Origin of the sequence: Acinetobacter sp. ANC 5054 (genome assembly GCF_002135295.1) — a bacterium.
Lineage (GTDB): Bacteria > Pseudomonadota > Gammaproteobacteria > Pseudomonadales > Moraxellaceae > Acinetobacter.
Genome location: NZ_NEGG01000003.1, coordinates 47446 through 73147, shown reverse-complemented (window position 1 = coordinate 73147; position 25702 = coordinate 47446). Strand labels below are relative to the sequence as shown.

The following is a 25702-nucleotide window of genomic DNA, read 5'->3' as shown; positions in this document are numbered from 1 at the left end:
AAGCATTTCATTTTTTGGGGGTATAAATCATGACACCAGAAGTAATATTACCCGTCCCAGTACTTGTTGTAGAAGATGAAGAAATCATTCAATTACGTTTACGTAAAATTCTGACAGAACTTGGCTATAAACGTGATGAATTAATTTTCACCAAAAATGTAAAAGAATCGATTCAAGTAGTAGACACACAACCCATTTCATTGGCATTGGTTGATTTAGGTCTTCCAGACGGAAATGGGATTGAAATCATTGAAAAAATTCGTTCACTCGAATGCAATACCATGATACTTGTTGTTTCTGCATGGAGTACGCAAGAGAGTTTATTTTCTGCGATTAAAGCTGGCGCAACAGGTTATGTGCTTAAAGAGCGTGATGATGCTGAAGTGCTATTGTCAATTCGCAGTATTCTACGTGGCGGCGCTCCAATTGATCCGTTTATTGCACGTGAGATTCTAAAACAAATTTCAGAGTCGGAAGGACCAGCTCAAGAAGAAACTGTATCAGCTGAAGTTGAAAGTATTCTCACTAGCCGCGAAAAAGAAATTTTAACATTGGTGGCGCAAGGACTGAGTAATCGTGAGATTGCTGAACAACTATTCGTATCGCGTTATACCGTAGAGAGTCATATTAAGCATATTTATCGGAAACTCTCGGTAACCAAACGTACTAAGGCGGTGAGTACAGCAAGATCGATGGGGATCTTATAATGCGAAAATGGGGATATTACTTATTTTTTATCCTCAGTATATTTTGGGGGAGTATGACCAATGCTGCCCAAGTTTATCCCATTAATGAACAATGCAATGTAACATTGAATGATGTATTAAAAGTTAAAACACCATCAAATAAAGAATTACCACGAACTGGATGGAAAAGCACTCAAATCCCAGATCGTTGGAAGGATGATCCAGCCTGGCAAGGCTATAAGGGTGGCGCTTGGTACAAATTGGATTGGTCTTGGCATTGTAAGGGCAATGCGCGTTTAGCTGAACCGATTTCATTTTATATTGATTATATTGTGACTGCTGGTGCAGTTTTTCTGAATGGTGATTTGTTGTGGAGCAATACCAACCTCGAAGAGCCGTTATCCAAAAGTTGGAATGTTGCACGGTATTGGATTTTACCTATAAGTGGGATTAAGCAAGATCATAATGAAACAATGATCTATGTGACTGGTTATGCCAGTACGAATGCAGGCTTAGGTCCAATTAGCTTCAATAACGTGATGGCGAACATTACACAAACAGAAGATGTTACTTGGTCACGAAGAACAGTTATACAACTGAATTTACTACTTTCAGGTACGCTTGGAATTATCTGTTTTGTCATTTGGATTATGCGGCGCAGTGATACAAGTTTTGGGTGGTTTACACTTTCGACAGCCCTATGGATTTTATTCCTTAGTAATACGCTAACCACGGAAACATTTCCATTCCCCAATTCAATTTTTGCTACCAAGGCAAACTTGATATTCGCAATGCTGTATTTCCTCTGTTTCTGTACTTATATCTTGAGGTTTATTGGGAAGAAGTTCCCACGGCTTGAGCTAGCATTTACGATATTAACAGCATCATTAATTGGGATTGTGTGTATTTTGCCTTTTGATCAAAATGCCGATGTTTCCTCGTATATTTTCCTGCTGTACTGTTTTATCTTTTTCTGTACCTATGTTTATCTTTGTTATGTGAGTTATATAGAAGCAAAGAATGACTATATTTTGCTCAGTATTTGTTTGTCTGGAATCATTATTTTTGCTGTTGTCGACCTTGTCATATTAGGTTTCTTCCCTAAAAATGGCTTTGATCCTGTATCACCTTTTACCTCTCCAATTATTACACTATTTATTGTTATTATTTTAGGTGCCCGTTTAAATAAGAATATTCAACGAATTGAAAAGTTTAATGATGAACTTGAATTTGAAGTGAAAAAAGTCAGTGATGAATTATGCGATAGTATGAATGATAAACATCAACTTGAATTGAGTAATGTTCGTCTTCAGGAGCGCATTAAATTATCCCATGATTTACATGATGGACTCGGTGCTTCGATTGTGCGTTCGATGATTTTGGTCGATCAATGCGATAAAAATATTTCAAATAATCAGTTTCTCTCGATGTTGAAATTGCTTCGAGATGACCTAAGGCAAATCATTGATAGTGGCTCATCTTTAGATAGTAAAGTACCTGATTCACCACTACTTTGGGTTGCGCCTGTTCGTCATCGTTTCAGCCAGTTAATGGATGAAATTGATATGAATGCTAAATGGATATTTCCAGCAGAATGGACTGTGAAACCGACGGCCTTACAATGCTTGACCTTAATCCGAGTAATGGAAGAAAGCCTGACCAATATCGTCAAACATAGCCAAGCGAATCAAGTTGTTGTCTCGATGTGTCATTTTGAAAATGATCTATTTGTTTTAACGATTGAAGACAATGGCGTAGGATTTGATGTGGATAGTGTGTCTTTAAATGGGATGAGTATTGGGATGCGCAGTATGAAAATGCGAGTTGAACGAATTGGTGGAAAATTAACAATTAATTCAAAGCCTGGATGTACTGTCGTACATGTTGAAATTAATTTAAAATCAATTGTATAAATATATATAAGAAAAAGAAATTTATGCCTAATCGAAGATTAAACTACACATCAAAAGTGTTGTGTTTTGTAGGGTTGCTTGTGTGGTTGGTAGGGTGTTCCCACTCAGATCAACTTCCACAACAAGGGGAGTTTGGTCAAGTTCTACATCAACAAGCACGCTTAGCAACAGAAGATATTGAACAGTTAGTTGCGAAAAGTCAGTCTAAACAAGGTTCCAATGATTTTGCAGAATATACGATTCATTACACGGCACATTCAGGGCAAAATCCATATCGTACGGTATTAGTCGTACAGGGCGCTGCGCTAGTTACAGGTGATGTGAACTTAAAATTTAGAGTTGATAATTACAATTCAAATGTAAATAGCAGCTCAAGTAACTTGTTAAGCATGGATGCAGGAGTCGATTATTTAGAAAGACGCCAGAAACTCAATGCAGGTGAAGCATTTACATTTGTATTAGATGGCGCGCCATTTTCTGTGAATGCTGCAAATGATCCTAATGAGATGTCTACTCAACTGAGTTTAGTGGAGTCTAGTAATGTCCAGTTTCAAGGTATCGAGCTTCAAATCTGGCAAGGAAAAGGCAGTAAATACGGTGTAATGCGGTATCTTTGGTTTATTGGATTGGTGTTATTGACTCTATGGGTTTATCGAGTAATCGTCGAGAAAAAAGCCGATCAAGTCGAAGATTTTTTAAATAGTAGAAAGTGGAAAAAATAATATGTTCCAGAAAATCAAAGGGAGCATATCGCTCCCTTTTAATTTCATTTTATTCAGACTCTGTTGGCACAAGCATCAGTACAGATTCATTTAATAACATCGCAATATCTTCAAGAATATCGGCATCATATAAATTTTCATCTAAAGCCAAAGCTTGACCATCGGCAATGATTTTTAAGTGTGTTGCAAATTCATCTGAAATGCACAAACCTTCACCATTGGCCCAGAATAAAATGTCACCATCTTGTTCTGTATACAATAGGCGTGATGCAGGCTCTAAAATCAGTTGATAGCCTTGGTCGAGTGCTTCTTCTAAGTCACCTGTACCAATTTCCTCTGCTTCAGGAATATTGTCAGGATACTTAGGTTCAGACATCAGGCTCATGATCGCATATTCAATCACAGTTGAATTATGCAATTGCTCAAACAGTTTTTCTTTGAGGTAGCCAATTTCATTTTCTGTGATTTGTCCAATTGAACTGATTTGATCACGAATGATGTCGGTTAATGGGTTTTTAAGCAGTTGGTCATCACTAAATTTATCTGCGACACGATCCATCATTTCAGAGACATTTGGCATGCGAAAGCCAAATGAGAAGGTGAGGCATTCATCTTCTGCTACGCCATAATGTGACAGACCAGGTGGTACGTATAATAGATCGCCCGGTGCTAAGACTTCGTCAAAGTGTACATCCATATCTGGAAGTAAACGTAAAGGTTGACCCGCAACAAATTCCGTTTCTGCGTCGCACATTTGACCCAATTGCCAACGACGATGACCATAACCTTGAACGAGAAAGACATCATAAAAGTCAAAATGTTTACCGACAGATCCGCCTTTTTGCGCATAAGACACCATGATGTCATCACGACGCCACTGCGGAATAAAAGAAAACTTTTTCCACAGTTCGGATAAATCAAACGAATAATGATCAACGGCTTGAACCAATAAAGTCCACAGCTTTGGCATTTTTTGGAAGTCAGCTTTTAATAAAGGAGAGGACTTCACTGACCATTGATTTGGATCGCGATCTTTTTGTTTAATCAAGCGGGCAGTCACATTGTCTTCAAGTGCTAATTCCATGACATCGTTTGGCTCTAAAATGCCTGCGATTTCAGGAAGTGCATTACGAACGAGGAGCGGTTTTTTTTGCCAATATTCGGCAAGGAATTGCTCAGCGGTGATTCCACCGAGTACATCAAGAGTTTGAGCCATAGCTAAAAACATAAAATTTCAATGGTGCTATTGTCCCTTGAGATTCCAGTTTTTAGCAAGACTCAATTTTACATTAATTGGTGATGAAGTAAAAAACTTGAATTAGTTTAAAGGATTATTCTTTAGATAGAGCATAACCTGATTTTCAACATCTTTTTCATATGCATTTGCAGCAGCTGTCGTTTCTGAAAATTTCATAAACTCTTCAAAATGATGTGCTGTATCAATTTTTGTATTATCGCCTTCAGAGATGAGTTTAAAATGATTAGGCATCACTTTGAGCATCATATCCAAATTTTCACTTTGGAGTTGTAGAAGCTTTTGAATTTCTGTGGTTTGAGGTTGAATACTTTTTAGCTTAATACGAGCGTCATCAACTAACTTTTTTAATTGAGTTTCAGCGTTAATGCTTGTACCAGTTTTTGTCTTTTTACCGAGTTGCTGAACAATATTTGCCTGCATAGCAGAACCTTGCTGTTCCAATTCCGCATAAATAAATTTGTATTTTACCCATTCATTCACGAGGTTTTTATTATATTGTGAAGGAGTAGAAACCGTATTTTGATTCACCGTTGTTGCCTGAGTTTGGGCTACGCTAAAAACTAAAGTAAGTGCAATCAAGCCAGAAGTTAAAAGATTCTTTGTCATAATGCGTCAGTTCTTGGTTATAAAAAATTAAATAAATTTCATCATTAACTCATGGAGCTAATGATGAATGAAAAAAATATAAATTGAAAAAAATTAAGGCACCAATATTTTCAGATCACGCAAAATACCGCAGAGCTTAATCATTGGCATACCCATCAGTGTGGTTTGGTCTTGACCGATCATTTCCTCAAACAAGCTAATCCCTAAGCTTTCACATTTAAAGCTACCAGCACAGTGCAAGGGCTGTTCCACTTCTACATAACGTTCAATTTCAGGCAAGCTTAATTTGCGAAATTTCACTTTATAATGTTCGACCAATGTTTGTTCATAACCTGTGGACTGCTGTTGGACACTAAGAGCAGTGCTGAAATACACAATTTTGTCAGAGTTGGCTTGCAGTTGCTTAACAGCTTTTTCATTGCAAAGTGGCTTACCGATAAAAATATCTGGAGCACCTTCACGCCAAGCGACTTGGTCTGAGCCAATGACAATCGCATCTGGGTTTTGTTCAGCAATAAAACGGGCTTTTTCGAAAGCCAGTCGTTTTGCAAGCTCGTCGGCGTGGTTTTCACCGCGTGGGCTCTCATCTATATCTGGTACAACTGAGTGATAATCAATCCGTAAACGGTCCATCAGGTCTTTACGGGTTTGGCTGCTTGAAGCCAATATGATTTTGGGAGTACTCATTACACTGCATATTCCATAAGTACATCAAGCGGGACATAAGAGAGTGCCGCTTGGTGACACGCTTGTATTTTAATAGGTGGGGCAAATCCTGCTTGAAATGCTTCCACCCAGCGGGTCACACAGATACACCAAAAGTCCCCAGGTTGTAAGCCTGGAAAACCAACTTCGGGTAAGGGTGTGATTAAGTCATTACCAACTTTTTGAGAAAAGTTTAAAAATTCAGATGTCATTTGTACACACATGGTGTGTTGACCAAGGTCAGTTGTCGCTGTGTGACAAAAACCATTTCTAAAATATCCGGTAATCGGATCAAAGCAACAGCTCGCAAGTGGCTCGCCTAAAACATTTAAACGATTGATATTCGGGTCTGGATGAATAGACATAAGCGCTGAATCTTTATAAGGCTTTTCTCTATCATAACAAAACTTTGCCCCTACATAGCTTTTCTGCAAAAGAAGCTAACGTTTTTCTGCATAATCATTTAAAATCGTGGCGTTTTGAAATTAATAAGAGAGCGATACATGAACTTTCAGCGTATGACTGACCTTGATTTGGCGGGTAAACGTGTTCTGATCCGTGAGGATTTAAACGTACCAGTTAAAAATGGCGTGATTACAAGCGACGCACGTTTACGTGCTGCATTACCCACAATTAAAGCAGCTGTAGCAAAAGGTGCTGCTGTAATGGTGTATTCACACTTAGGTCGTCCTGTTGAAGGTGAACCTAAAGCTGAGCAATCTCTTGCTCCAGTGGCAGCTTATTTAACAGAAGCTTTAGGTCAAAATGTTCAATTAATCACTGACTATTTAAATGGTGTTGAAGTTGCTGCAGGTCAAGTGGTATTGCTTGAAAACTGCCGTTTCAACGTGGGTGAAAAGAAAAATAACCCTGAATTAGCTGCTAAATACGCTGCACTTTGTGACGTGTATGTTATGGATGCATTTGGTACTGCACACCGTGCAGAAGCATCTACAGAAGGTGTTGCACGCTGTGCAAAAGTTGCTGCTGCAGGTCCATTACTTGCTGCTGAACTTGATGCTTTAGGTCGTGCATTGAAAACTCCAGCAAAACCAATGGTTGCGATTGTTGCTGGTTCTAAAGTTTCAACTAAATTAGATGTATTGACGTCACTTTCTGATATCTGTGATCAATTGATCGTGGGTGGTGGTATTGCCAATACTTTCTTGGCAGCGGCAGGCTTTAATGTTGGTAAATCACTTTGCGAAAATGATTTGATTGATACTGCAAAAGCGATTTCTGCAAAAGTTTCAGTGCCATTACCAACTGATGTAGTTGTTGCAGATGCTTCAGAAATTGATTTTGCAGACTTCTTAGGTTCATTGGCTACAGCTAAAGCAACTGTGAAAAAAGTTAAAGACGTTGCTGATAACGATATGATCTTGGATGTAGGTCCAGAAACGGCTAAAGCATTTGCTGAAATTTTAAAAACATCGAAAACCATCCTTTGGAATGGCCCAGTGGGCGTATTTGAAGTAGATCAATTCGGCGAAGGTACAAAAACACTGTCTTTAGCGATTGCTGAATCTGAAGGTTTCTCTATTGCAGGTGGTGGTGATACTTTGGCTGCAATCGATAAATATGAAGTAGCAGACAAAATTGGTTATATCTCGACTGGTGGTGGCGCATTCCTTGAATTCGTTGAAGGAAAAACACTTCCTGCAGTTGCAGCACTTCTTGATCGTGCATAATTTCACATGATCAATCAGATCGTGTTTGATATGAAAAAGGCTAACGTCGGTTAGCCTTTTTTTATGGGCGTTCATTTGAACGTCATCAAAGTGCAATATTTCTGCAATAAAATTCTTTGCAACACCTAATACGTTGCAGTAGGAAACACCAATGAAATTTAAATTAGCTTTAGCTGTACTTATGATCGCGCCATTAACACTTACAGCTTGTGCTAAAAAAGAACAAGCACCGGCAGCGGGCACAGAAGCTTCTTCTGTTGCAACTGATGATGTGCAAACAAGTCCAGAGCAGCAAAAAGCCATTGATGCATTAGACAAACCTGTACTTGATGAAAAGAATCAAGACGTGCCTGCTGAACTTGCAAATGCTCCTGCAGATGAAGCAACTGCTCATGCTGAAACTGAAGCGTCAGCAGCAGCAACACACTAAGTTTGTTGTCTTTATTTAAAAAGTCCCTGCAAATGCAGGGATTTTTTTTTAAATAGTGTTATTTGTTGCTGAATTGAAATGATTGAGCATGTAGAATATGCGGCATTACCTGGGAGGATATTATGGCTCTTATTTCATTGCGCCAGCTCTTGGATCACGCCGGCGAACATGCTTACGGCGTACCAGCATTCAATGTAAACAACTTAGAACAAATGCGTGCAATTATGCTTGCCGCTGATGCTACGAATTCACCTGTGATCGTACAAGCGTCTGCAGGTGCTCGTAAGTATGCAGGCGCTCCGTTCTTGCGTCATTTGATTTTGGCAGCAATCGAAGAGTGGCCACACATTCCTGTGGTTATGCACCAAGACCATGGTACAAGCCCTGACGTATGTCAACGTTCTATTCAGTTAGGCTTCTCATCAGTCATGATGGATGGTTCTTTAGGTGAAGATGGTAAAACACCAACTTCATATGAATACAACGTAGAAGTAACTCGTCGTACTGTTCAAATGGCACATGCGTGTGGCGTTTCAGTAGAAGGTGAGATTGGTTGCTTAGGTAGCCTTGAAACTGGTATGGCTGGTGAAGAAGATGGCGTAGGCGCTGAAGGCGTACTTGACCATTCTCAACTATTAACTTCAGTTGAAGAAGCGCGTTCATTCGTTGCTGACACCAATGTTGATGCATTGGCAATTGCAGTGGGTACTTCACACGGTGCGTACAAATTCACTCGTCCACCTACAGGTGACATTCTAGCGATTGACCGTATCAAAGAAATTCACGCTGCGTTACCAAATACGCATCTTGTTATGCACGGTTCAAGCTCAGTGCCACAAGAATGGTTAGCTGTTATCAATGAATTTGGCGGTAACATTGGCGAAACTTACGGTGTTCCAGTAGAACAACTTGTAGACGCAATCAAACACGGTGTTCGTAAAATTAACATCGATACTGACTTACGTCTTGCTTCTACAGGTGCAATGCGTCGCATGATGGCTGAAAAACCAGCTGAATTCGACCCACGTAAATTCTTCAGTGCAACAGTTGATGCAATGAAACAAATTTGTATCGATCGTTATGAAGCATTTGGTACAGCAGGTAATGCTGACAAGATTCGCCCAATTTCTTTAGAGAAAATGGTGAATCAATATAAATAATTGGTCTTAAGAATTGATCTTAAGCTGAATTATTTAGCGAGAAAAGCCCACATAATGTGGGCTTTTCTTTATGCTGATCTAAGTTGATAATAAAAAGATGTCATTTACTTAAATTTTATAACAAGAGCATGCAATGGAACTGATCTTTGCTGCAGCCATCTGTAGCGTCCTTGTCTCTGTCATTTTGAAAATGAGCCGTGATAAAGGGCTAAATCCCGCGCAAATGATTACTTGGAATTATGCTTCGGCAAGTATTCTGTGTTTTTACTGGTTTAAACCAGACTTAGCTCATGTCTCGCTATATAAAACACCTTGGATATTAATTATTGCTCTCGGGGTATTATTGCCCAGTATTTTCTATTGTTTAGTCAGATCCTTACAGTCTGCAGGCATTTTAAAAACTGAATTAGCACAGCGTTTATCTGTCGTATTATCTTTAACAGGAGCTTATTTTGTTTTTAATGAATATTTTAATGCTATTAAGCTTGTGGGGATTGCACTTGGTGTGCTGGCTGTATTATTAATTTTATTATCACAACGAAAATCTGATCACCATGCTGGCAATGAAGGTATGCTATTTCTGCTCAGTGTTTGGGCAGGATATGCACTCATTGATGTACTGCTTAAATTTGCATCAGGTTTGGGCATGCAGTTTGCTGTCACCTTAAATTTGGTCTTTATTTGTGCATTTATACTGTCTGTTGTTTATAACTTGGTTCAATATAAAAGTGTTGGACAAACTAAAAGTGTGCTCGCAGGTTTAGGGTTGGGGATTTTAAATTTTGCCAATATTGCCTTATATGTGAAAGCACACATGTTGCTAAAAGATACGCCAGCTGTGGTGTTCGCTGGCATGAATATATTGGTGGTGGTATTTGGTGTGCTCGCAGGTTTGATTATATTCAAAGAAAGGCTCAAGGTAGCAACCATCTTTGGTTTAATCGCAGGCATTATGAGTGTGGTTTTTTTAGCTTATGCCATGTCTGTTTAAAGTAACGTGTTGCATAAAACATCGGATGTTGAATGAGATCATTGAATTCAACCAGACCTAAAAGCCGACCAGCTTGGTGGCAATCTGGACAGGTTGGATAATGATGATTTTCAAGTCGATAGGAATGAAAATAGCAGTGATTGCAATGTGTGCATTCAAACTTCATCGGCATGTGTAAAAGCGCATACATATTTCACCTCGAGTTGACTTTGTCGTTTTGATTCCATCAATATTGCAAATATCAGACCATAATTCGAAATAGCATTCTGAGCTTTGTTGCAAAATGATTTGCACATAAAAAAATCCCCGAAAGTGGGGATTTTTTTATTCAAATTATATTTAGCGAGTCAGTTGTTGAAAGCGTTGTAAGGTATTTTCTAGATAGCATTTACCTACAGCAACAGGGTACTTCAATATATCTTGTGCTTCCATTGTTCCTTGTAGCTGACCGGCTTGATTACAGTTTGGGCAGTTAGGATAACTATGAACCATATCACTAAAATATTTTTGCATATAAACCGTTTTGCACGCGTTGCAACGAAATTTCATTGGTGATTTTATAGCTGTCGGCATGGGAGAGAAACCTGTTTGAAATTTGTGCAAAATATACTCGATTATTGTTTAAAAAATAAGTCCTGAAATGACAAAAAAGGTGCTTTAAAGCACCTTTCGTCGGTTTTATGAAAAGTTTACAAGTGTGTAAAAATATCTTCAGCCTTTAAACGCGATTTTGGCAATTTTGCATTGAAGTCATTTTCACTGCGATAACCCAGCGTCATAATCACAGATGGTATTAAACCATGCTCTGAGAGTTCCAATTCTTGGCTAATAATGTCTTCATCAAATCCGCCAATAGGCGTAGCATCAATATCTTCAATACCCGCAGCCAATAACATTTGACCGAGTGCAATAAACGTTTGGTTTTCTGCCCAGCGTTGAACATCACCTTTTTCATTGCGGTAATAATCTACATAACCAGTACGACTATCTTTTTGGCCTTGTTTTGCTTTGTCATCTTTAAAGCGTCCACTGTTGTCATCTTGGGTAAGCAAATTTTCTAAATGCTGTTCGGTAATGTCTGCTTTGGTGCAAAATAATATAGTGTGTGACGAATCCAGTACTTTAGGCGCATTGTATGAGTATTTCCCAACCAATGCTTTCGCAATACGCTGTTTCGCAGCATCATTGTCTGCAATAAAAAAATGCCAAGGTTGAATATTAATAGATGAGGGCGCTAAACGTAGAATCTGTAATAGGCGTTCAAACTGTTCTTGTGGAATTTTCTTCGTTGGATCATAAGCTTTAGTGGTGTAGCGTTGTTTTGAAATGTTTAACAGATCCATCGAAAATCTCCAGATAAAGTTTCTATTAGTTTAACGGATTACTAGAATTTAGGTCTAAACAGTTTTTACTCTAAATATAGATATTAGTCTTATATGTCGATGTAATGTTATATAAATAATTAGAAATATGTAGGTTTTGGATTGAATGAGCGTTTTTAAAAATGAAGAAATAGCAAAATCCTATTGGTAGTTTTTGCCAAAAGGCGTTTAATTGAAAGACGTTTATCATAGTTCAAATATGAGTAGGTCGCATGGATTACACCAATCACTTTAAACAGAAGCTAAAAAACCAGCAGCAAATTGGTTTATGGGTCGGTCTGGCAGATGCCTATGGTACTGAAATTGCAGCCAATGCAGGATATGACTGGTTGCTGATAGATGGTGAACATGCACCGAGTGATTTGCGAACAACATTGGCGCAGTTACAAAGTATTGCAGCCTATCCATCTCAAGCTGTGGTACGTCCACCGATTGGAAGTGTGCAACTGATTAAACAATTACTCGACATTGGTGCGCAAACATTACTCATTCCGATGGTGGAAACGGTCGAACAGGCTCAATTGATGGTAAAAGCTGTACATTACCCACCTGAAGGCATTCGCGGTGTTGGTGCTGCACTGGCACGTGCAACGCGTTGGAATAGTATTCCAGACTACTATGCAACGGCCCATGAGAATATTTGTCTATTGATTCAAATTGAATCGGTAGAAGGGATTAAAAATCTGGATAAAATTTTGAAAGTAGAGGGGATTGATGGCGTATTTATTGGCGCTGTTGATTTGTCTGCAACTATGGGCTATCAAGGCAACCCAAACCATCCAGAAGTACAAAAAACTGTGATTGATGCAATTCAACGAATTCGTGCTGCAGGTAAGGCAGCCGGAATTTTATCAACGCAACATGATGCTACACAGCAGTATTTAGAATTGGGTACTGAGTTTGTTGCTGTCGGGGTGGATACCAGTGTATTAATGAATTCACTGCGAGAACTTTTAGCCAAATATAAACCTGAAGCAAAAATAACAATAACCGAAGGTGGTTATTAATCGTATACTAAAACCAAAAAGCAGCAATGTGCTGCTTTTTATTTGAAATTTATTTATCAATTAACAATTGATTAGGTTTAATTTGAAGTCAAAAATATAAAATGTCTTAAAGAATACAGCTGAAATATTTGCCATTTGATAAAAAGTACTGTATAAAACGCCAACTTCAGAGTAAGTATTGTGCTTACTATTTGTTTCTAGCTGTTTGTGATTTATTTTTTCAGAAATTTCCCGCCTGAAAATACTCTATGTAACAACATATCGTAACTACAGAAATATTATTAAATTTGTGTTTATTAATCTCTTCGTTTAGTCACAAAAAGCTCATATGATGAGTAAATGTTTTGAAAAATTTAAATGAAAGCTTTGTCGCGACCGCAGTTAATGGTGGTCAAATCAATGTAAAATTAGTGCCATTACAACGTCAGCAAAGTACACCAAATGGTTTTATTATGGTGGATGTTGGTCAAATGGTTGAACTTGAAACAGGTGAAACGTTTCCGCTCAATGTCGATGGTAAAAGTTTCTATACGGGCATCAACCGACTATATCGTTTCTAATCTTACATAATATCAACGTGGTGTTTTAATAATGCCACGTTTTGAGTTTTAAATCTTTGAAATCTAGATCGCTCTGGATTTCTAAAATCTGTGCGTCATGCTCACGCCAATCACCAAGCACGATTCTTTTTTTATCTGCAACTTGATGTATATTCGGTCTGTGTGTATGTCCATGTATCAAAAGATCAGCATTTTTAAGTGCAAGACTGACCGCAGTTTGATTCACATCCATAATGTCATACGATTTAACTTGTTTGGTTTCCGCGCTTTTTTTACGAAAGCCATTGGCAATTTTTTGTCTAAAACTTATAGGTAAACTTTTCAGAAAGCCAAGCAATATTGGGTTGCGTATAATTTTACGGAATTTTTGATAGGACACATCGTCGGTACAGAGCAGATCACCATGTTCAAGGCGAATTTGGATTGAGCCTATGCTGATGTTATCGATATCATTTAATAAATGACCATCAAACTTATTTAAAAACTTTTGACCTAAAGCGAAGTCTCGATTACCAACTTGGAAATATATGTGATTGCCTGCTGCATTGAAATCTTTTAAGGCATGAACGATTTCATCTAACCAAGGGGCAGTGAAGTCATCACCAATCCAAGCATTGAACCAATCACCTAAAATATACAACTGGGTATTTTGATTTTTATATTGCTCTAACAAAGCTAAAAACCCCCGAACGAGTCGAGGGTGTTCAGGTGACAAATGTAAATCAGAGATAAACAGATAGGTCACGGTCATTTTCCTTATTTTAGAATCCCTCCCAGCCTCCCTTTTTCAAAGGGAGGAGATCCAGCATCCTAAAGATATGAAGCTCCCTCCTTTAGTAAAGGAGGGCTGGGGAGGATTTAAAAATTATTCAGAAATGATTTTTGCTGATTCGATTACAACGTTCTCTAGAGGAACGTCAGCGTGGTAGCCACGGTTACCTGTACGAACGCCTTTGATCGCGTCAACAATGTCAAGACCTTCAGTTACTTTACCAAACACTGCATAACCCCAACCTTGCGCTGTTTTACCAGTGTGGTTAAGGAAAGAGTTGTTTTTTACGTTAATGAAGAATTGAGCAGAAGCAGAGTGAGGTGCTTGAGTACGCGCCATAGCGATTGTACCCACATCGTTGCTTAGACCGTTGTCAGCTTCGTTTTCAATAGAGTCACGCGTTGTTTTTTCTTTGAAGTTTTCATCCATGCCGCCGCCTTGGATCATGAAACCATCAATAACACGGTGGAAAATCACGCCGTCATAGAAACCATCGCGAACATACTGTAAGAAGTTTTCAGCAGTTTTAGGTGCTTTATCAGTGTTAAGCTCAAGAACAATACGACCTTTATTGGTGTTTAATTCAACTTGAGGAAAACTCATTGTGTAATCTCCTATACATGGACATGAAAGCCATGGGTTTTTTGGTTGTGAGAAGCATAAGCAAACTGTAAACTACAAGGCAAGTAAAAACGTTATTTTCTTTGTTAAAAATGAAGAAAAGCGTTTTAATTATCCTAATTTTTTATTTTAGAAGTGATTTTACTGCTATGAAGCCAAATGATGTTGTTTCAACACTGCCAAACACCCCGACACCAAATAGTAACGCCGTCGATGCTGTGCAGCAGGAACAACAGCCGGGCTTAGACTTTGTACGTCAGGTGATTACGGATGATTTAGCGGCTGGTCGTACTCAACAAGTGATTACACGTTTCCCGCCAGAGCCAAATGGTTATCTTCATATTGGTCATGTAAAAGCAATCTGCCTGAACTTTGGTATTGCTCAAGAATTTACAGGACTATGTAATCTGCGTTTTGACGATACAAACCCAGATGCAGAAGAACAAGAGTATGTCGATGGTATTGCCAACGATGTGAAATGGTTAGGTTTCGAGTGGAATGGCGAACCACGTTATGCGTCTAGCTATTTTGATCAGCTTTATACTTGGGCAATTCAATTGATTGAACAAGGTGATGCCTATGTGGACTTACAGTCACCTGAAGAAATCAAATTGAACCGCGGTAACTTTATTGAGCCGGGTAAAAACTCGCCATATCGCGATGCTTCAGTTGAAGAAAACTTAGCACGCTTTGAACAAATGCGTAACGGTGAGCTAGGTGAAGGTAAGGCAGTACTGCGTGCCAAAATTGACATGACTTCACCGAACATCCACATGCGTGATCCTATTTTGTATCGTGTACTTCATTCTGAACATCACCAAACGGGTGATAAATGGAAAATGTACCCGATGTACGACTATGCGCATCCTTTATCAGATGCGATTGAAGGCGTAACGCACTCGCTATGTACATTAGAGTTTGTGGATCATCGTCCATTCTATGATTGGGTTGTGGAAAAAGTTAAGTCCCCATCTGTACCGCGTCAGTACGAATCTAGCCGTTTAAATGTGGATTACACCATTACCTCTAAACGTAAATTACGTAAATTGGTTGAAGGTGGTCATGTCAATGGTTGGGATGATCCTCGTATGCCAACAGTAGTGGGTATGCGTCGTCGTGGTTTTACGCCTGAAGGTCTGCGCGATTTCTGTAAGCGTGTTGGTGTGACTAAAGTTGACGGCAGTATTGTTGATGTTGCAATGCTTGAATACTGCATCCGCCAATCTTTAGAAAATACGGCTGCTCGTGGTATGGCTGTGTTGAATCCACTGAAAGTGACTTTAACCAACTTGCCTGAAGCAATGGATGTAAGTCATGCGCGTCATCCAAACGTGGATATGGGCGACCGTATCATTCCATTGACTCAAGATATTTACATTGACCGTAAAGACTTTGAAGAAGTGGCACCTAAAGGCTTTAAACGTCTCATTCCGGGTGGTGAAGTACGTTTACGTCATGCTTATGTGATTAAGTGCGATGAAGTGATTAAAGATGCGAATGGTGAAGTGGTTGAGCTGAAATGTTCAATTGACCCTGAAACTTTAGGTAAAAACCCTGAAGGTCGTAAAGTGAAAGGTGTAGTGCATTGGGTTTCTGCAAGCAAAGGTATTCCTGCAGAAGTTCGTATCTACGACCGTTTATTCACTGAATCTGACCCTGAAGTAGGTGATGATTTCTTGGCAAACTTAAACCCTGAATCACTCAAAGTGGTTCAAGCAGTGATTGAGCCTGCACTTGCAGACGCTCAACCTGAAGATCGTTTCCAATTTGAGCGTGAAGGCTACTTTGTGGCAGATCAATTTGATCACTCAGCTGCAAAACCAGTGTTTAACCGTATCTTAGACTTAAAAGATAGCTTTAAACCGGGTAAATAATTTCTTATTTTTCAATATGATTTATATTGATTTATAAGTAGTTTAAGATTTAGCTCAACTTCGGTTGGGCTTTTTCATGTCAAATAATTCAAAGGCTGCAAGAACATCTATTAAGGAAGAAGCGTGATTATTCGAGATAAATCCAATAGCTTTAAATTGCTGTTTGCATGGCATGGCACGATTTTACCTAAGGTCTTTGTTGCATTGATGATGGTTGTGCTGATCTCAGCGGCATTGGTTTATTTGGCTGCGCATCATTTTGTACAGGTTCCCGAAGTTCCCGCCATTGGTTTTACCATTTTTGGGGTAATACTTTCGATCTTCCTTAGTTTTCGTAATACGGCTTGCTATGAGCGTTGGTGGGAAGGGCGTAAGTTATGGGGCGCATTGATTGCAGATACACGCCATATTATTCGCGATAGTCATGTGCTGAATAATCATGAACGTCAAGTGATGATGTATCGCGTCATGCTATTTACGCATTTATTGCGTGATCGATTAAGAAAAAAATCTCAGTCTTTTGAGCATTATCGTGAACATGTTCAATTATCCGATACGCAGTGGCAAGCCTTACAAAGCCAAATGAACCCACCGCAGTATGTGCTGGAAATCGTGCAAAAGGATTTGGCTGAGTTGTATAAGCAAGGTCGGATTTCAGACATTATTTATACAGGATTAACCAAGCACACTATCGCACTGGGGGATATCCACGCGGGCTGTGACCGTATTTCTTCAACGCCTTTGCCATTTTCCTATTCAGTACTGCTACACCGCGCTGTATATTCTTTTTGCTTTATTCTGCCTTTTAGCTTGGAATCTAGCCTAGGCATATGGACACCTGTCATTGTAGCGCTGATTGCGTATCTATTTTTGGGTCTGGATGCGCTCAGTGCGGAACTAGAAGAGCCGTTTGGTGAACAGGAAAATGATTTAGCCTTAGATTCAATTGTCCGTAGTGTTGAACGGGAAATGCTCAGCTCATTAGGCGCTGAATTACCACCTGCATTGTTAGCATCTAAAGGTAATTTAAGCTGATTTAGCAGTTACATGTGATTTTGAAATAACAATTCAGTGGTGGTGAATTATTTTAAAACTATGCTATCACTGAATAGAACAATAATTAAGGAAGATAAAAATGAATGCAGTGATTGAAACGCAAATGTTGATTCGCAAGTCAATCAATATCGTCTTTAACGCTTTTGTTGATCCATTAATCACGCAGAAATTTTGGTTTAGTTCCTCAACAGGTTATTTGGAGCAAGGTGCCAAGGTTGAATGGACATGGGAAAAATATCATGCTGTTGCCCAAGTACATGTATTAAAAATAAAAGAAAATGAACTGATCAGACTAGAATGGGGTGATCCCAAAACCAAAGTCGATTTTATCTTTGAAAAAGTCTCTGCAATGGAAACCTATGTGCATATTAAAAACTATGACATCCCACTGCAAGATCAAGCATTAATCGATTTTGTGATTGATGCTACAGGTGGTTTCACGACAGTTTTGGATGCCGCAAAAATATTTTTGGAACATGAGATTGAACCCAATCTAATCTTTGATAAATTTCCGCCTTTTGAATCAGCCCATTAAAAAAGATGAAATATAAACAGGACGTTATAAACTAAATGTTTAACGATTTTTAGGATCTTGTCGTTTTAAATAGTTATAGACAGGCATCTGCATTTTGGCTTTTTCGCGCAGTTTCTTCTTAATATAGAATACCAAAGCAAAGCAGGTTGTGGTTACAGTGAGCATCATGCTGCTCATGTAGGTCATGATCGAACTGATATACCCAATGGTGGTTAGTCGATTCATCATGCGGAAGACTTGTGGACTACTTTCAACGCCTGTAATGGCCCAAGTACATAAGTGTTCGCAGTTATTAATAATGAGATGATAGTTGTTTTCATGCATACGTGAACGCATGCGGCGCACGACTTTACGCCCTTTAAATTTAGGGTTGTTATACTGCTGAACTAAAATTTTTTTGCCATGACTGAAGTTTTCAATCGAAGTGATTTCAATCGGATGCTTTTTGAAAAGGTGTGCAAAACCAGAGTAGTGAATTACTCGACCACGACCAGCGTATATACCATGATGGCTATAGCCTAAGTGTTTAACAATTAGATGTGTTCCTAATGGATAACCATCTTTCTGCACATGCATATTTATGCGAATCCTAATCTAAAATCCGATCTATATATTAAGTTCTAGTCTACTTTCAATCTGTGAATTAATCGACTATTTTAACGGTGATTCATCTAAATATTGATCAACTTTTGTGTTCAGCTTTGGAGTGTACAATGCTTTGGCTTAATTTAAAGGCAGCTGTGAAAAAAATAGGCTTTTGTATTGCAATAGGCGGTGTTCTAGCTCCAACTATGACATACGCCAAACTTCAGGCGTATCGGATCAATCAACCGATTGCTGTGGATGTGGTGGAAATTACCGACTTAAGTAATCTCCAGCTTTATTTGAACGATAAACATGGGCAGCCATATCAGGATTTCCAGCGATTAAAAACATCATTACAGCCCATTTGTAAGAAAATGGAATTTGCGATGAATGCTGGGATGTATCAGGCGAATTTGAGTCCTGTTGGTTTATATATTGAAAATGGTGTACAGCAAAAATCATTAAACCGTGCGACCAAAGGTTTTGGTAATTTCTTAATTCAGCCAAATGGTGTTTTGGCATGGAATGCAAATCAAGCCATCATCACGACGACGCAAAAATATGCAGCGTCAAATTTCAAAGCACGTAATGCGACCCAGTCTGGTCCAATGTTGGTGATCGATGGGCATATGAATCAAAATTTCTTAGCTAAATCTGATTCATTGAAAATTCGAAATGGTGTCGGGATAAAAAATGGAAAGTTGTATTTTGTGATTAGCCGTACAGGGGTATCTTTTTATGCCTTTGCTCAGTATTTCAAAGACAATCTAGGTGTGAAAGATGCGCTGTATTTGGATGGTTCAATTTCAAGTGCGGTGATTTCTGACTTAAATCGATTTGACAGGAATTTGCGACCTTTAGGACCAATCGTGGCTTATACACCTACGTTTAAATGTAAATAAGCCCGAACAATCGAGCTTATTTGTCCTAAATGATTTGAAGGTTGTGAAGTTGGATTATTTACCCACTAAACCTAAGAAGCTGGTTTGAGTTTTACAAATTTGAATAGCTTCATCTTTAGGTTTTTTAGAAATTTCTTCTTCAAACTGTTTTTTCTGCTCTTTAATCTGATCTTCACTGAGCCCCATTTGCTTAGACAGGGATTCTAGCTTTTCCCAAGATTCTTCACATTCTTTTGGCATTTTGCTACAAGCAGTCAGACCAAGGCACAGAGTGGTGAGTAGGGCAATTGAGAGTTTATTCATGTGTATATCCGTTGTTTTTGAATGGGTTTTTTATTGGGTGAATTAAAAATAGAAAATTGGATTAAAAAAATAAAACCAATGAAAATAGTGTCTTATTTGAACGAGTATAGCGCAAGCTGAATAAATAGCCAGACTATATTTCTACGAGGGGTTTCGTTTCGGTATTTTTTAAGTAGGGTAATGTGATAAGCACTAAGACGTTCGTGGTATCTATGCTTGTTGCTGCATTAAAAAAGGCATTTTGTATATTACAAAATGCCTTTTCAAGAGTATCTGTTTAGACTCTACTGTAGAGGTAGATGCTGGATTTCATTTAACTCTCTGCGGCTATAACCTCTAGACGCAAGAACCTTTTTAATACCAAGAATAACATCTTCATCTGTTGCAGTTGTAAGAGCAGCAATGAGCTGTTCATTGGTTTTACAAGAGCAATCATTTTCAACACAGGCAATTTGATTCTTATGCCCGTTTTGCTGTTCATCTGAGAACAGCTTATGCCAAAAACTCATAGAGCCTTCATTTACGACCTAACATAGGACGAAATATAACCAATCCATTAAATAAAGCAAGACTACCAAAGTGATATTTTAAACAGTTGAACAATTGTTTTTTCGATTGGACTTTTTAAATTGTTAAACTCATCTCAAAAAATCGACTGAAAAATTTTGTATGTGATTAGAATATAAATAGATTTTTAAATCATAAAAAAGGAGCTTATCTAAAGCTCCTTAATGACATTTGTATGACTTGAAATAAATTGTTTAAATCTTCTCAAGCAAAATGCTAGATTCCACATGATGGGTATATGGAAATTGATCGAATAAAGCAAATTTAGTGATTTTATGACTTTGTGAGAGTTGCTTTAAATTGTCATGTAAGGTGTCTGGGTTACATGATATATAGATAATGCGTTCGAAACGTTGTAAAAGTTTCAATGTCTCATCGTCAATGCCGGCGCGTGGCGGATCAACAAATACCGTATCAAAGTTATAGCTAGAAATATCAATTTCTGCTTCTTCTAAACGGCGGAATTCACGTTCGCCATTATAGGCTTGGGTAAACTCTTCGGCAGATAGGCGAGCCACTTGAATATTATCAATGGCATTTTTTTCAATATTCCACTGCGCTGCATACACAGATGACTTAGCCAGTTCTGTTGCGAGTACACGGTGGAAACGTGTAGATAATGGCAGCGTGAAATTACCATTACCACAGTACAACTCAAGCAAATCTTTGTCAGATTGTTCAGCGGCATTACATGCCCATTCCAACATTTTTTGGCAAACGCCTGCATTGGGCTGGGTAAAGCTACTTTCAATTTGCTTGTATTGATATTTGCGCTCAAAGACTTGGAGTTCTTCAACCACATAATCGTCAGTTAAAATGACGCGTTGACCACGGCTACGACCATAAATTTTAATATTGAGCTTATCTGAAAGTGCTTTAGCTGCGGTTTCCCATTCAGCAGTCAGTGGGCATCGGTAAACTAAAGACACCAACATTTCGCCTTTTAGCGTTGCTAAAAAGTGTACTTCAAATAAACGCTTTGACAGAATTTCTTGTGCTTTTAACTCATTGAGCAATACAGGCATTAAAGCATTAATGCTTTTGTCTGCAATTGGGAAATCTTTGATTTCAACAACTTGTTTTTGGTCGTCTGCGTCACGTTCAAACATCGCATAGAACATATCATTTTCTGTATGCCAAATACGGAATTCAGCCCGCATACGAAAGTTCTGTTCGGCCGAAGGGAAAACTTCTAAAGAGGGAGGATTGTATTCTGAAAATTGAGCCGTAATACGGGCAACTTTGGCATCAAGTTGTTGCTGATAAGTTGAAGTCATATGCAGTAGAAAATCGCAAACATATTAAAAAAAGTCATGTTAGCAAAAATCACCCTAGAAGACTAAATTAATTGTGTTTTAAACCTGATAAATCCTATGATATAGCGTGATGTGATGAATATAAAATGTCATTCACTTTTGTTATAGCCGTAGATCATCATGAACTTAAAAAAATGCTCAGCCATCATGGAACATTCATAACAACTGAGCGAACTGAGGAAATGATTAACGTATCGTGATTAATTCATTGTCATGAGGCTGGCATTACCACCCGCTGCCGCAGTATTAATGCTAATGGCACGTTCTATAACGAAACGTTCAACAGGGATGCTGTAATTACCTGTACTTAAATGAGTGATGCCAACAATTGCACCTTTGCGTGCAGCGATTTGCTTTTGAATTTTGAGCAATTCATCTTGTGTACCATGATGTAATACGGCATCAAAATCACCTTGAACAATATCAGCAACCACTTTAAATACATTGGCTAATGGTTTTGGCATTTGATTTAAATATTTCAACACAAAAGTATTGTCCGCAAGTACCGCAGGCTGACTACCCACCGATAAAATCGCAGCAATTTGATTGAGTTGATCCGCCTCATTTTGCGCGAGTGACAATACTGCTTTACGTGCCAAAATGGCATATTGGTTATGTTCGCCTGTAGGACCCTGTAACTCAAAACTTTGACCGGCTGCAGTCGCATTCGGTTGTTGAATTTGAATATCAGGGAATTTTTGTGCAGCCCACGTTTTAAAAGCTTCATAAGCAGGGAAAGTCGCTACTGCTGTTTCAGCTTTAGCTGCATAAGGTGCTGCAAGCTTTTTCTCAGAAATTTGATGCATTAAGCGATATAGATAAAGAGGACCACCCGCTTTAGGGCCTGTACCTGATAAGCCTTCGCCACCAAATGGCTGAACGCCTACGACAGCACCGACAATGTTTCGATTAATATATAAATTACCAACTTCTGCATGCCCAATGACTTTTTGAATAGTGTCATCAATACGGGTATGTAGACCCATGGTTAAACCATAACCTTTCTGATTGATGTGAGCCAATAAGTCTTCAATTTCGCCATATTTATAGCTAATCATATGCAGCACAGGGCCAAATACTTCTCGCTCTAAATCATTTAAATTCGGGAGCTCAATCAAGGTTGGTGGAATAAAGGTGCCATTATTCAGCTCATCTTCATCTGTATTGAACATGATTTGATGTACGGGATAGCCTTTAGAGCGCATTTTATCAATATGTTTTTGAATATTGTCTTGCGCTTCACGATCAATGACAGGACCAATGTCGGTTTTTAATAACGCTGGGTTGCCTACACGTAGTTGCTTCATTGCACCTTTGAGCATGTTGCGTACAGTCTCCGCATTATCTTCTTGTACACATAAAATGCGGAGGGCAGAACAACGTTGACCTGCACTGTCATAAGCAGAATTGACCACATCTAAAACCACTTGTTCAGTCAGTGCGGATGAATCCACAATCATGGCATTTTGACCGCCCGTTTCCGCAATCAATACCACGCTTTCACCAAATTGATTAAGGCGCTCTGCGACAGTTTTTTGCAAAATACCTGCAACTTCAGTTGAGCCTGTAAACATGATGCCTTGTACGCGTGCATCGCTACTGAGTTTTGCACCAATCGTTTCACCCTGACCAGGGAGTAATTGAAGCACGTCTAATGGAATTCCTGCTTCCCATAAAATATGTACAGCTTGAGCCGCGATTAACGGTGTTTGTTCAGCAGGTTTTGCAATGACGGTATTACCAGCAACCAATGCAGCAGCAATTTGCCCTGAAAAAATTGCCAATGGGAAGTTCCAAGGGCTGATGCACAGGACGGTGCCTAAAGGTTCGATACTGGTATTTTGCGGAAGATCGAGCATTTGTGCTGCATAATAGCGTAAGAAATCAACTGCTTCACGTACTTCAGCTATAGCATTGGCATAGGTCTTGCCACTTTCACGTGACAATAAAATCATTAATGGCTGTAACTGTGCTTCCATCAAATCTGCGGCACGATTCAAACAAGCTGCACGTTTATCTTTAGCGGTGTTTTTCCAACTGCTTTGTGCTGCCTTTGCTTGTGCTAAGGCTAAATCAGCCTGTTCGATAGTAGCCTCAAAGACTGTACCCACAATATCTTCATGGCGTGCAGGGTTTAGAACAGCCTGACCATCTGTTAGAGAAATATTGTTAAAAGCGCTGCCCATTGCATGAGATTGCCATTGTGTGTGAGCAAATTGATTCGCTGTAGTGTTTAACTCTGACAAATCACGATCATTCGCTAAATCGAGACCTTTAGAGTTTGTACGTTCATCAGCATATAAGTTGACAGGATAGGGAATTGATCCATGTTTAGCACCAACCACATGTTCTGTTTGAGCGGCAGCTAAAATAGTTTGACGTGGATTTTCAATTAAATCTTCAATTTTAAGATTTTTGTCTGCAATACGATTGACGAAAGATGTATTGGCACCATTTTCCAGTAAACGACGAACCAAATATGCCAGTAAGGTTTCATGGTTGCCGACAGGTGCGTAAATACGACAAGGAATGCCCAGTTTATGGTCAGATTTTTTGCCAACCACTTGTTCATAAAGTGGCTCACCCATGCCGTGAAGGCATTGGAACTCATACTGGCCTGGATAATATTGCTCAGGCTGTGCAAGGTGATAAATGGTTGCAACCGTTTGAGCATTGTGCGTTGCAAACTGCGGGTAAATTTGTTCAGGTGCAGCAAGTAATTTTTGTGCACATGCAACATAAGACAAATCCGTATGAACTTTACGAGTAAAGACGGGGTAGTCAGCCATCCCTTCAACTTGTGTTTTTTTAATTTCGCTATCCCAATACGCACCTTTAACCAAACGAATCATCAAGCGTTTTTGACTGCGCTTCGCTAAATCAATGACGTAGTCGACCACATAGAAACAACGCTTTTGATAGGCTTGAATGACGAAACCAATGCCTTTCCAGTTTGCTAGTTGTGGCTCAAAACATAGACGTTCAAGCAGTTCGAGTGAAATTTCTAAACGATCGGTTTCTTCTGCATCAATGTTTAGGCCGATATCATAATGTTTTGCTAATAGCACAAGCTCAAGGACTTTGCCATAGAGTTCATTGTGTACACGGTCAATTTGTGAACGTTGATAGCGAGGATGCAGTGCCGATAATTTGATTGAAATACCAGGGCCGTTATAAACGTCTTTGCCTGCCGAAGCTTGACCAATCGAATGAATGGCTTGGGTATAATCTTCATAATAACGTTCAGCATCAGGGTCAGTTAAAGCCGCTTCACCCAACATGTCATAAGAATATTGAAAGCCTTTATCTTCTAAAATTTCAGCATGTTTTAATGCTTCTTGAATGGTTTCACCTGTGACGAATTGTTCACCCATCATACGCATTGCGACATCAACAGCTTTACGGATAATACTGCGACCACTACGTGCCAAAATACCGGTCAGTAGGCTCGATAAACTTTTTTGTTGAGGCGTTTCCATGAGCTTGCCTGTGAGCATTAAACCCCACGCAGCAGCATTGACAAACATTAAGTTGCTTTGACCTAAGTGGTCTTTCCAATTGCCTTGGTTGATTTTGTCTTTTATTAATAAATCACGCGTCGCTTTATCGGGTATACGTAACAAGGCTTCAGCTAAACACATCAAGGCTATGCCTTCTTGCGAAGACAGTGAAAATTCTTGAAGTAGTCCTTGAACGATACCAGCTTTACCAGTACCACTTTTCCGTTCGCGTAGGGAATGGGCTAAATCAAAAGCCAATTGTTGAATCTGTTCGCTAATCGGTGAAGGAATATCACTATGTTCAAGCAAATTTTCCACACATTCAGTTTCGGCACGGCGCCATGCTGTATTTATCGACTGCTCGAAACTATTTTTTTCATTAAACTCGGTGATGTAATCAGCGTTTGGTGCGACTTCGAAAACTTGTCCGTTCATCTTTACTATTCCATATCATTGTTTTTAACCTACAAATAAATCTTGAGGTCAGTCCTTTATTTAATTTATGATCACAGAATATTTAGCGAATAACTCACTATAGTTTTAATTATATTTAGAGAATA

The 25702-nt window shown here is 39.0% G+C and carries 26 protein-coding genes; 13 read left to right on the top strand and 13 right to left on the bottom strand.

Features of this window, described 5'->3' with window-relative positions; all coding sequences use genetic code 11:
- Window positions 1-29: 29 nt before the first annotated feature.
- The 3 genes from B9T33_RS04075 to B9T33_RS04065 all read left to right on the top strand — a co-directional run bounded on the left by B9T33_RS04075 (window position 30) and on the right by B9T33_RS04065 (window position 3321).
- Window positions 30-707, top strand: coding sequence for a LuxR C-terminal-related transcriptional regulator (locus B9T33_RS04075; RefSeq protein WP_416202581.1), 678 nt, complete (start codon window positions 30-32; stop codon window positions 705-707).
- 53 nt (window positions 708-760) lie between these two features.
- Window positions 761-2599 (top strand): ATP-binding protein, encoded by a 1839-nt coding sequence (locus B9T33_RS04070; protein ID WP_228145781.1) that lies wholly within the window; start codon window positions 761-763, stop codon window positions 2597-2599.
- Between the two features lie 80 nt (window positions 2600-2679).
- On the top strand, window positions 2680-3321 hold the full coding sequence (locus B9T33_RS04065) for a hypothetical protein (RefSeq protein WP_086177680.1): 642 nt from the start codon (window positions 2680-2682) through the stop codon (window positions 3319-3321).
- A gap of 49 nt (window positions 3322-3370) precedes the next feature.
- Here B9T33_RS04065 and B9T33_RS04060 read toward each other — a convergent pair whose 3' ends face one another.
- The 4 genes from B9T33_RS04060 to B9T33_RS04045 form a co-directional block, all read right to left on the bottom strand.
- Window positions 3371-4537, bottom strand: coding sequence for a cupin domain-containing protein (locus tag B9T33_RS04060; RefSeq protein WP_086177870.1), 1167 nt, complete (start codon window positions 4535-4537; stop codon window positions 3371-3373).
- A 102-nt stretch (window positions 4538-4639) separates the two neighbouring features.
- Window positions 4640-5107 (bottom strand): hypothetical protein, encoded by a 468-nt coding sequence (locus B9T33_RS04055; protein ID WP_143223992.1) that lies wholly within the window; start codon window positions 5105-5107, stop codon window positions 4640-4642.
- A gap of 171 nt (window positions 5108-5278) precedes the next feature.
- On the bottom strand, window positions 5279-5872 hold the full coding sequence (locus B9T33_RS04050; RefSeq protein WP_086177678.1) for a Maf family protein: 594 nt from the start codon (window positions 5870-5872) through the stop codon (window positions 5279-5281).
- Window positions 5872-6255, bottom strand: coding sequence for a DUF2237 family protein (locus B9T33_RS04045; RefSeq protein ID WP_086177677.1), 384 nt, complete (start codon window positions 6253-6255; stop codon window positions 5872-5874). The genes B9T33_RS04050 and B9T33_RS04045 overlap by 1 nt, the downstream gene beginning before the upstream one ends.
- Window positions 6256-6393: 138 nt before the next feature.
- Between B9T33_RS04045 and B9T33_RS04040 the strand changes: the two genes are divergently transcribed.
- The 4 genes from B9T33_RS04040 to B9T33_RS04025 all read left to right on the top strand — a co-directional run bounded on the left by B9T33_RS04040 (window position 6394) and on the right by B9T33_RS04025 (window position 10162).
- Window positions 6394-7581: a phosphoglycerate kinase gene (locus tag B9T33_RS04040; protein WP_086177676.1), complete on the top strand. Its 1188-nt coding sequence runs from the start codon at window positions 6394-6396 to the stop codon at window positions 7579-7581.
- A 151-nt stretch (window positions 7582-7732) separates the two neighbouring features.
- A complete protein-coding gene (locus B9T33_RS04035) occupies window positions 7733-8011 on the top strand; it encodes a hypothetical protein (RefSeq protein WP_086177675.1) in 279 nt (92 codons plus the stop codon).
- 122 nt (window positions 8012-8133) lie between these two features.
- The gene (gene fba / locus B9T33_RS04030; RefSeq protein ID WP_086177674.1) at window positions 8134-9171 is read left to right on the top strand and encodes a class II fructose-bisphosphate aldolase; all 1038 of its coding nucleotides are present in this window, start codon (window positions 8134-8136) and stop codon (window positions 9169-9171) included.
- A 133-nt stretch (window positions 9172-9304) separates the two neighbouring features.
- Window positions 9305-10162 carry a DMT family transporter gene (locus tag B9T33_RS04025; protein ID WP_086177673.1) on the top strand — a complete coding sequence of 286 codons (858 nt, stop codon included), beginning with the start codon at window positions 9305-9307 and terminating at the stop codon, window positions 10160-10162.
- Between the two features lie 339 nt (window positions 10163-10501).
- Here B9T33_RS04025 and B9T33_RS04015 read toward each other — a convergent pair whose 3' ends face one another.
- A complete protein-coding gene (locus B9T33_RS04015; RefSeq protein WP_228145780.1) occupies window positions 10502-10675 on the bottom strand; it encodes a hypothetical protein in 174 nt (57 codons plus the stop codon).
- A 176-nt stretch (window positions 10676-10851) separates the two neighbouring features.
- Window positions 10852-11505, bottom strand: coding sequence for an oxygen-insensitive NAD(P)H nitroreductase (nfsB, locus tag B9T33_RS04010; protein WP_086177670.1), 654 nt, complete (start codon window positions 11503-11505; stop codon window positions 10852-10854).
- Between the two features lie 251 nt (window positions 11506-11756).
- Between nfsB and hpaI the strand changes: the two genes are divergently transcribed.
- The gene (gene hpaI, locus B9T33_RS04005; protein ID WP_086177669.1) at window positions 11757-12551 is read left to right on the top strand and encodes a 4-hydroxy-2-oxoheptanedioate aldolase; all 795 of its coding nucleotides are present in this window, start codon (window positions 11757-11759) and stop codon (window positions 12549-12551) included.
- 344 nt (window positions 12552-12895) lie between these two features.
- Window positions 12896-13111, top strand: a complete 216-nt coding sequence (locus B9T33_RS04000; RefSeq protein WP_086177668.1) for a transposase — start codon at window positions 12896-12898, stop codon at window positions 13109-13111.
- Window positions 13112-13136: 25 nt separating this feature from the next.
- Here the strand turns inward: B9T33_RS04000 and B9T33_RS03995 are convergent, their stop codons facing one another.
- Both B9T33_RS03995 and B9T33_RS03990 read right to left on the bottom strand, forming a co-directional pair.
- Complete coding sequence (locus B9T33_RS03995) at window positions 13137-13856, bottom strand: UDP-2,3-diacylglucosamine diphosphatase (RefSeq protein ID WP_086177869.1); 720 nt, start codon at window positions 13854-13856, stop codon at window positions 13137-13139.
- Window positions 13857-13976: 120 nt separating this feature from the next.
- Window positions 13977-14486, bottom strand: coding sequence for a peptidylprolyl isomerase (locus B9T33_RS03990; protein WP_086177667.1), 510 nt, complete (start codon window positions 14484-14486; stop codon window positions 13977-13979).
- Window positions 14487-14653: 167 nt separating this feature from the next.
- Between B9T33_RS03990 and B9T33_RS03985 the strand changes: the two genes are divergently transcribed.
- From B9T33_RS03985 to B9T33_RS03975, 3 genes are all read left to right on the top strand, one after another.
- Window positions 14654-16378 (top strand): glutamine--tRNA ligase/YqeY domain fusion protein, encoded by a 1725-nt coding sequence (locus B9T33_RS03985; protein ID WP_086177666.1) that lies wholly within the window; start codon window positions 14654-14656, stop codon window positions 16376-16378.
- Window positions 16379-16501: 123 nt separating this feature from the next.
- On the top strand, window positions 16502-17413 hold the full coding sequence (locus B9T33_RS03980; protein WP_086177665.1) for a bestrophin family protein: 912 nt from the start codon (window positions 16502-16504) through the stop codon (window positions 17411-17413).
- A gap of 100 nt (window positions 17414-17513) precedes the next feature.
- Window positions 17514-17969, top strand: a complete 456-nt coding sequence (locus B9T33_RS03975) for an SRPBCC domain-containing protein (protein ID WP_086177664.1) — start codon at window positions 17514-17516, stop codon at window positions 17967-17969.
- 39 nt (window positions 17970-18008) lie between these two features.
- Here the strand turns inward: B9T33_RS03975 and B9T33_RS03970 are convergent, their stop codons facing one another.
- Window positions 18009-18545 (bottom strand): lecithin retinol acyltransferase family protein, encoded by a 537-nt coding sequence (locus B9T33_RS03970; protein ID WP_086177663.1) that lies wholly within the window; start codon window positions 18543-18545, stop codon window positions 18009-18011.
- Between the two features lie 137 nt (window positions 18546-18682).
- On the opposite strand from B9T33_RS03970, the gene B9T33_RS03965 reads away from it, so the two are divergent.
- Complete coding sequence (locus tag B9T33_RS03965; protein ID WP_228145779.1) at window positions 18683-19456, top strand: phosphodiester glycosidase family protein; 774 nt, start codon at window positions 18683-18685, stop codon at window positions 19454-19456.
- 54 nt (window positions 19457-19510) lie between these two features.
- Here the strand turns inward: B9T33_RS03965 and B9T33_RS03960 are convergent, their stop codons facing one another.
- The 4 genes from B9T33_RS03960 to putA form a co-directional block, all read right to left on the bottom strand.
- Window positions 19511-19759 carry a hypothetical protein gene (locus B9T33_RS03960; RefSeq protein WP_086177662.1) on the bottom strand — a complete coding sequence of 83 codons (249 nt, stop codon included), beginning with the start codon at window positions 19757-19759 and terminating at the stop codon, window positions 19511-19513.
- Between the two features lie 284 nt (window positions 19760-20043).
- On the bottom strand, window positions 20044-20268 hold the full coding sequence (locus B9T33_RS03955; RefSeq protein ID WP_086177661.1) for a hypothetical protein: 225 nt from the start codon (window positions 20266-20268) through the stop codon (window positions 20044-20046).
- A gap of 252 nt (window positions 20269-20520) precedes the next feature.
- Entirely contained in the window at window positions 20521-21603 is a 1083-nt protein-coding gene (gene trmA, locus B9T33_RS03950; protein WP_086177660.1) for a tRNA (uridine(54)-C5)-methyltransferase TrmA, read from the bottom strand.
- Window positions 21604-21842: 239 nt separating this feature from the next.
- A complete protein-coding gene (putA, locus tag B9T33_RS03945) occupies window positions 21843-25577 on the bottom strand; it encodes a trifunctional transcriptional regulator/proline dehydrogenase/L-glutamate gamma-semialdehyde dehydrogenase (RefSeq protein WP_086177659.1) in 3735 nt (1244 codons plus the stop codon).
- Window positions 25578-25702 lie beyond the last annotated feature (125 nt).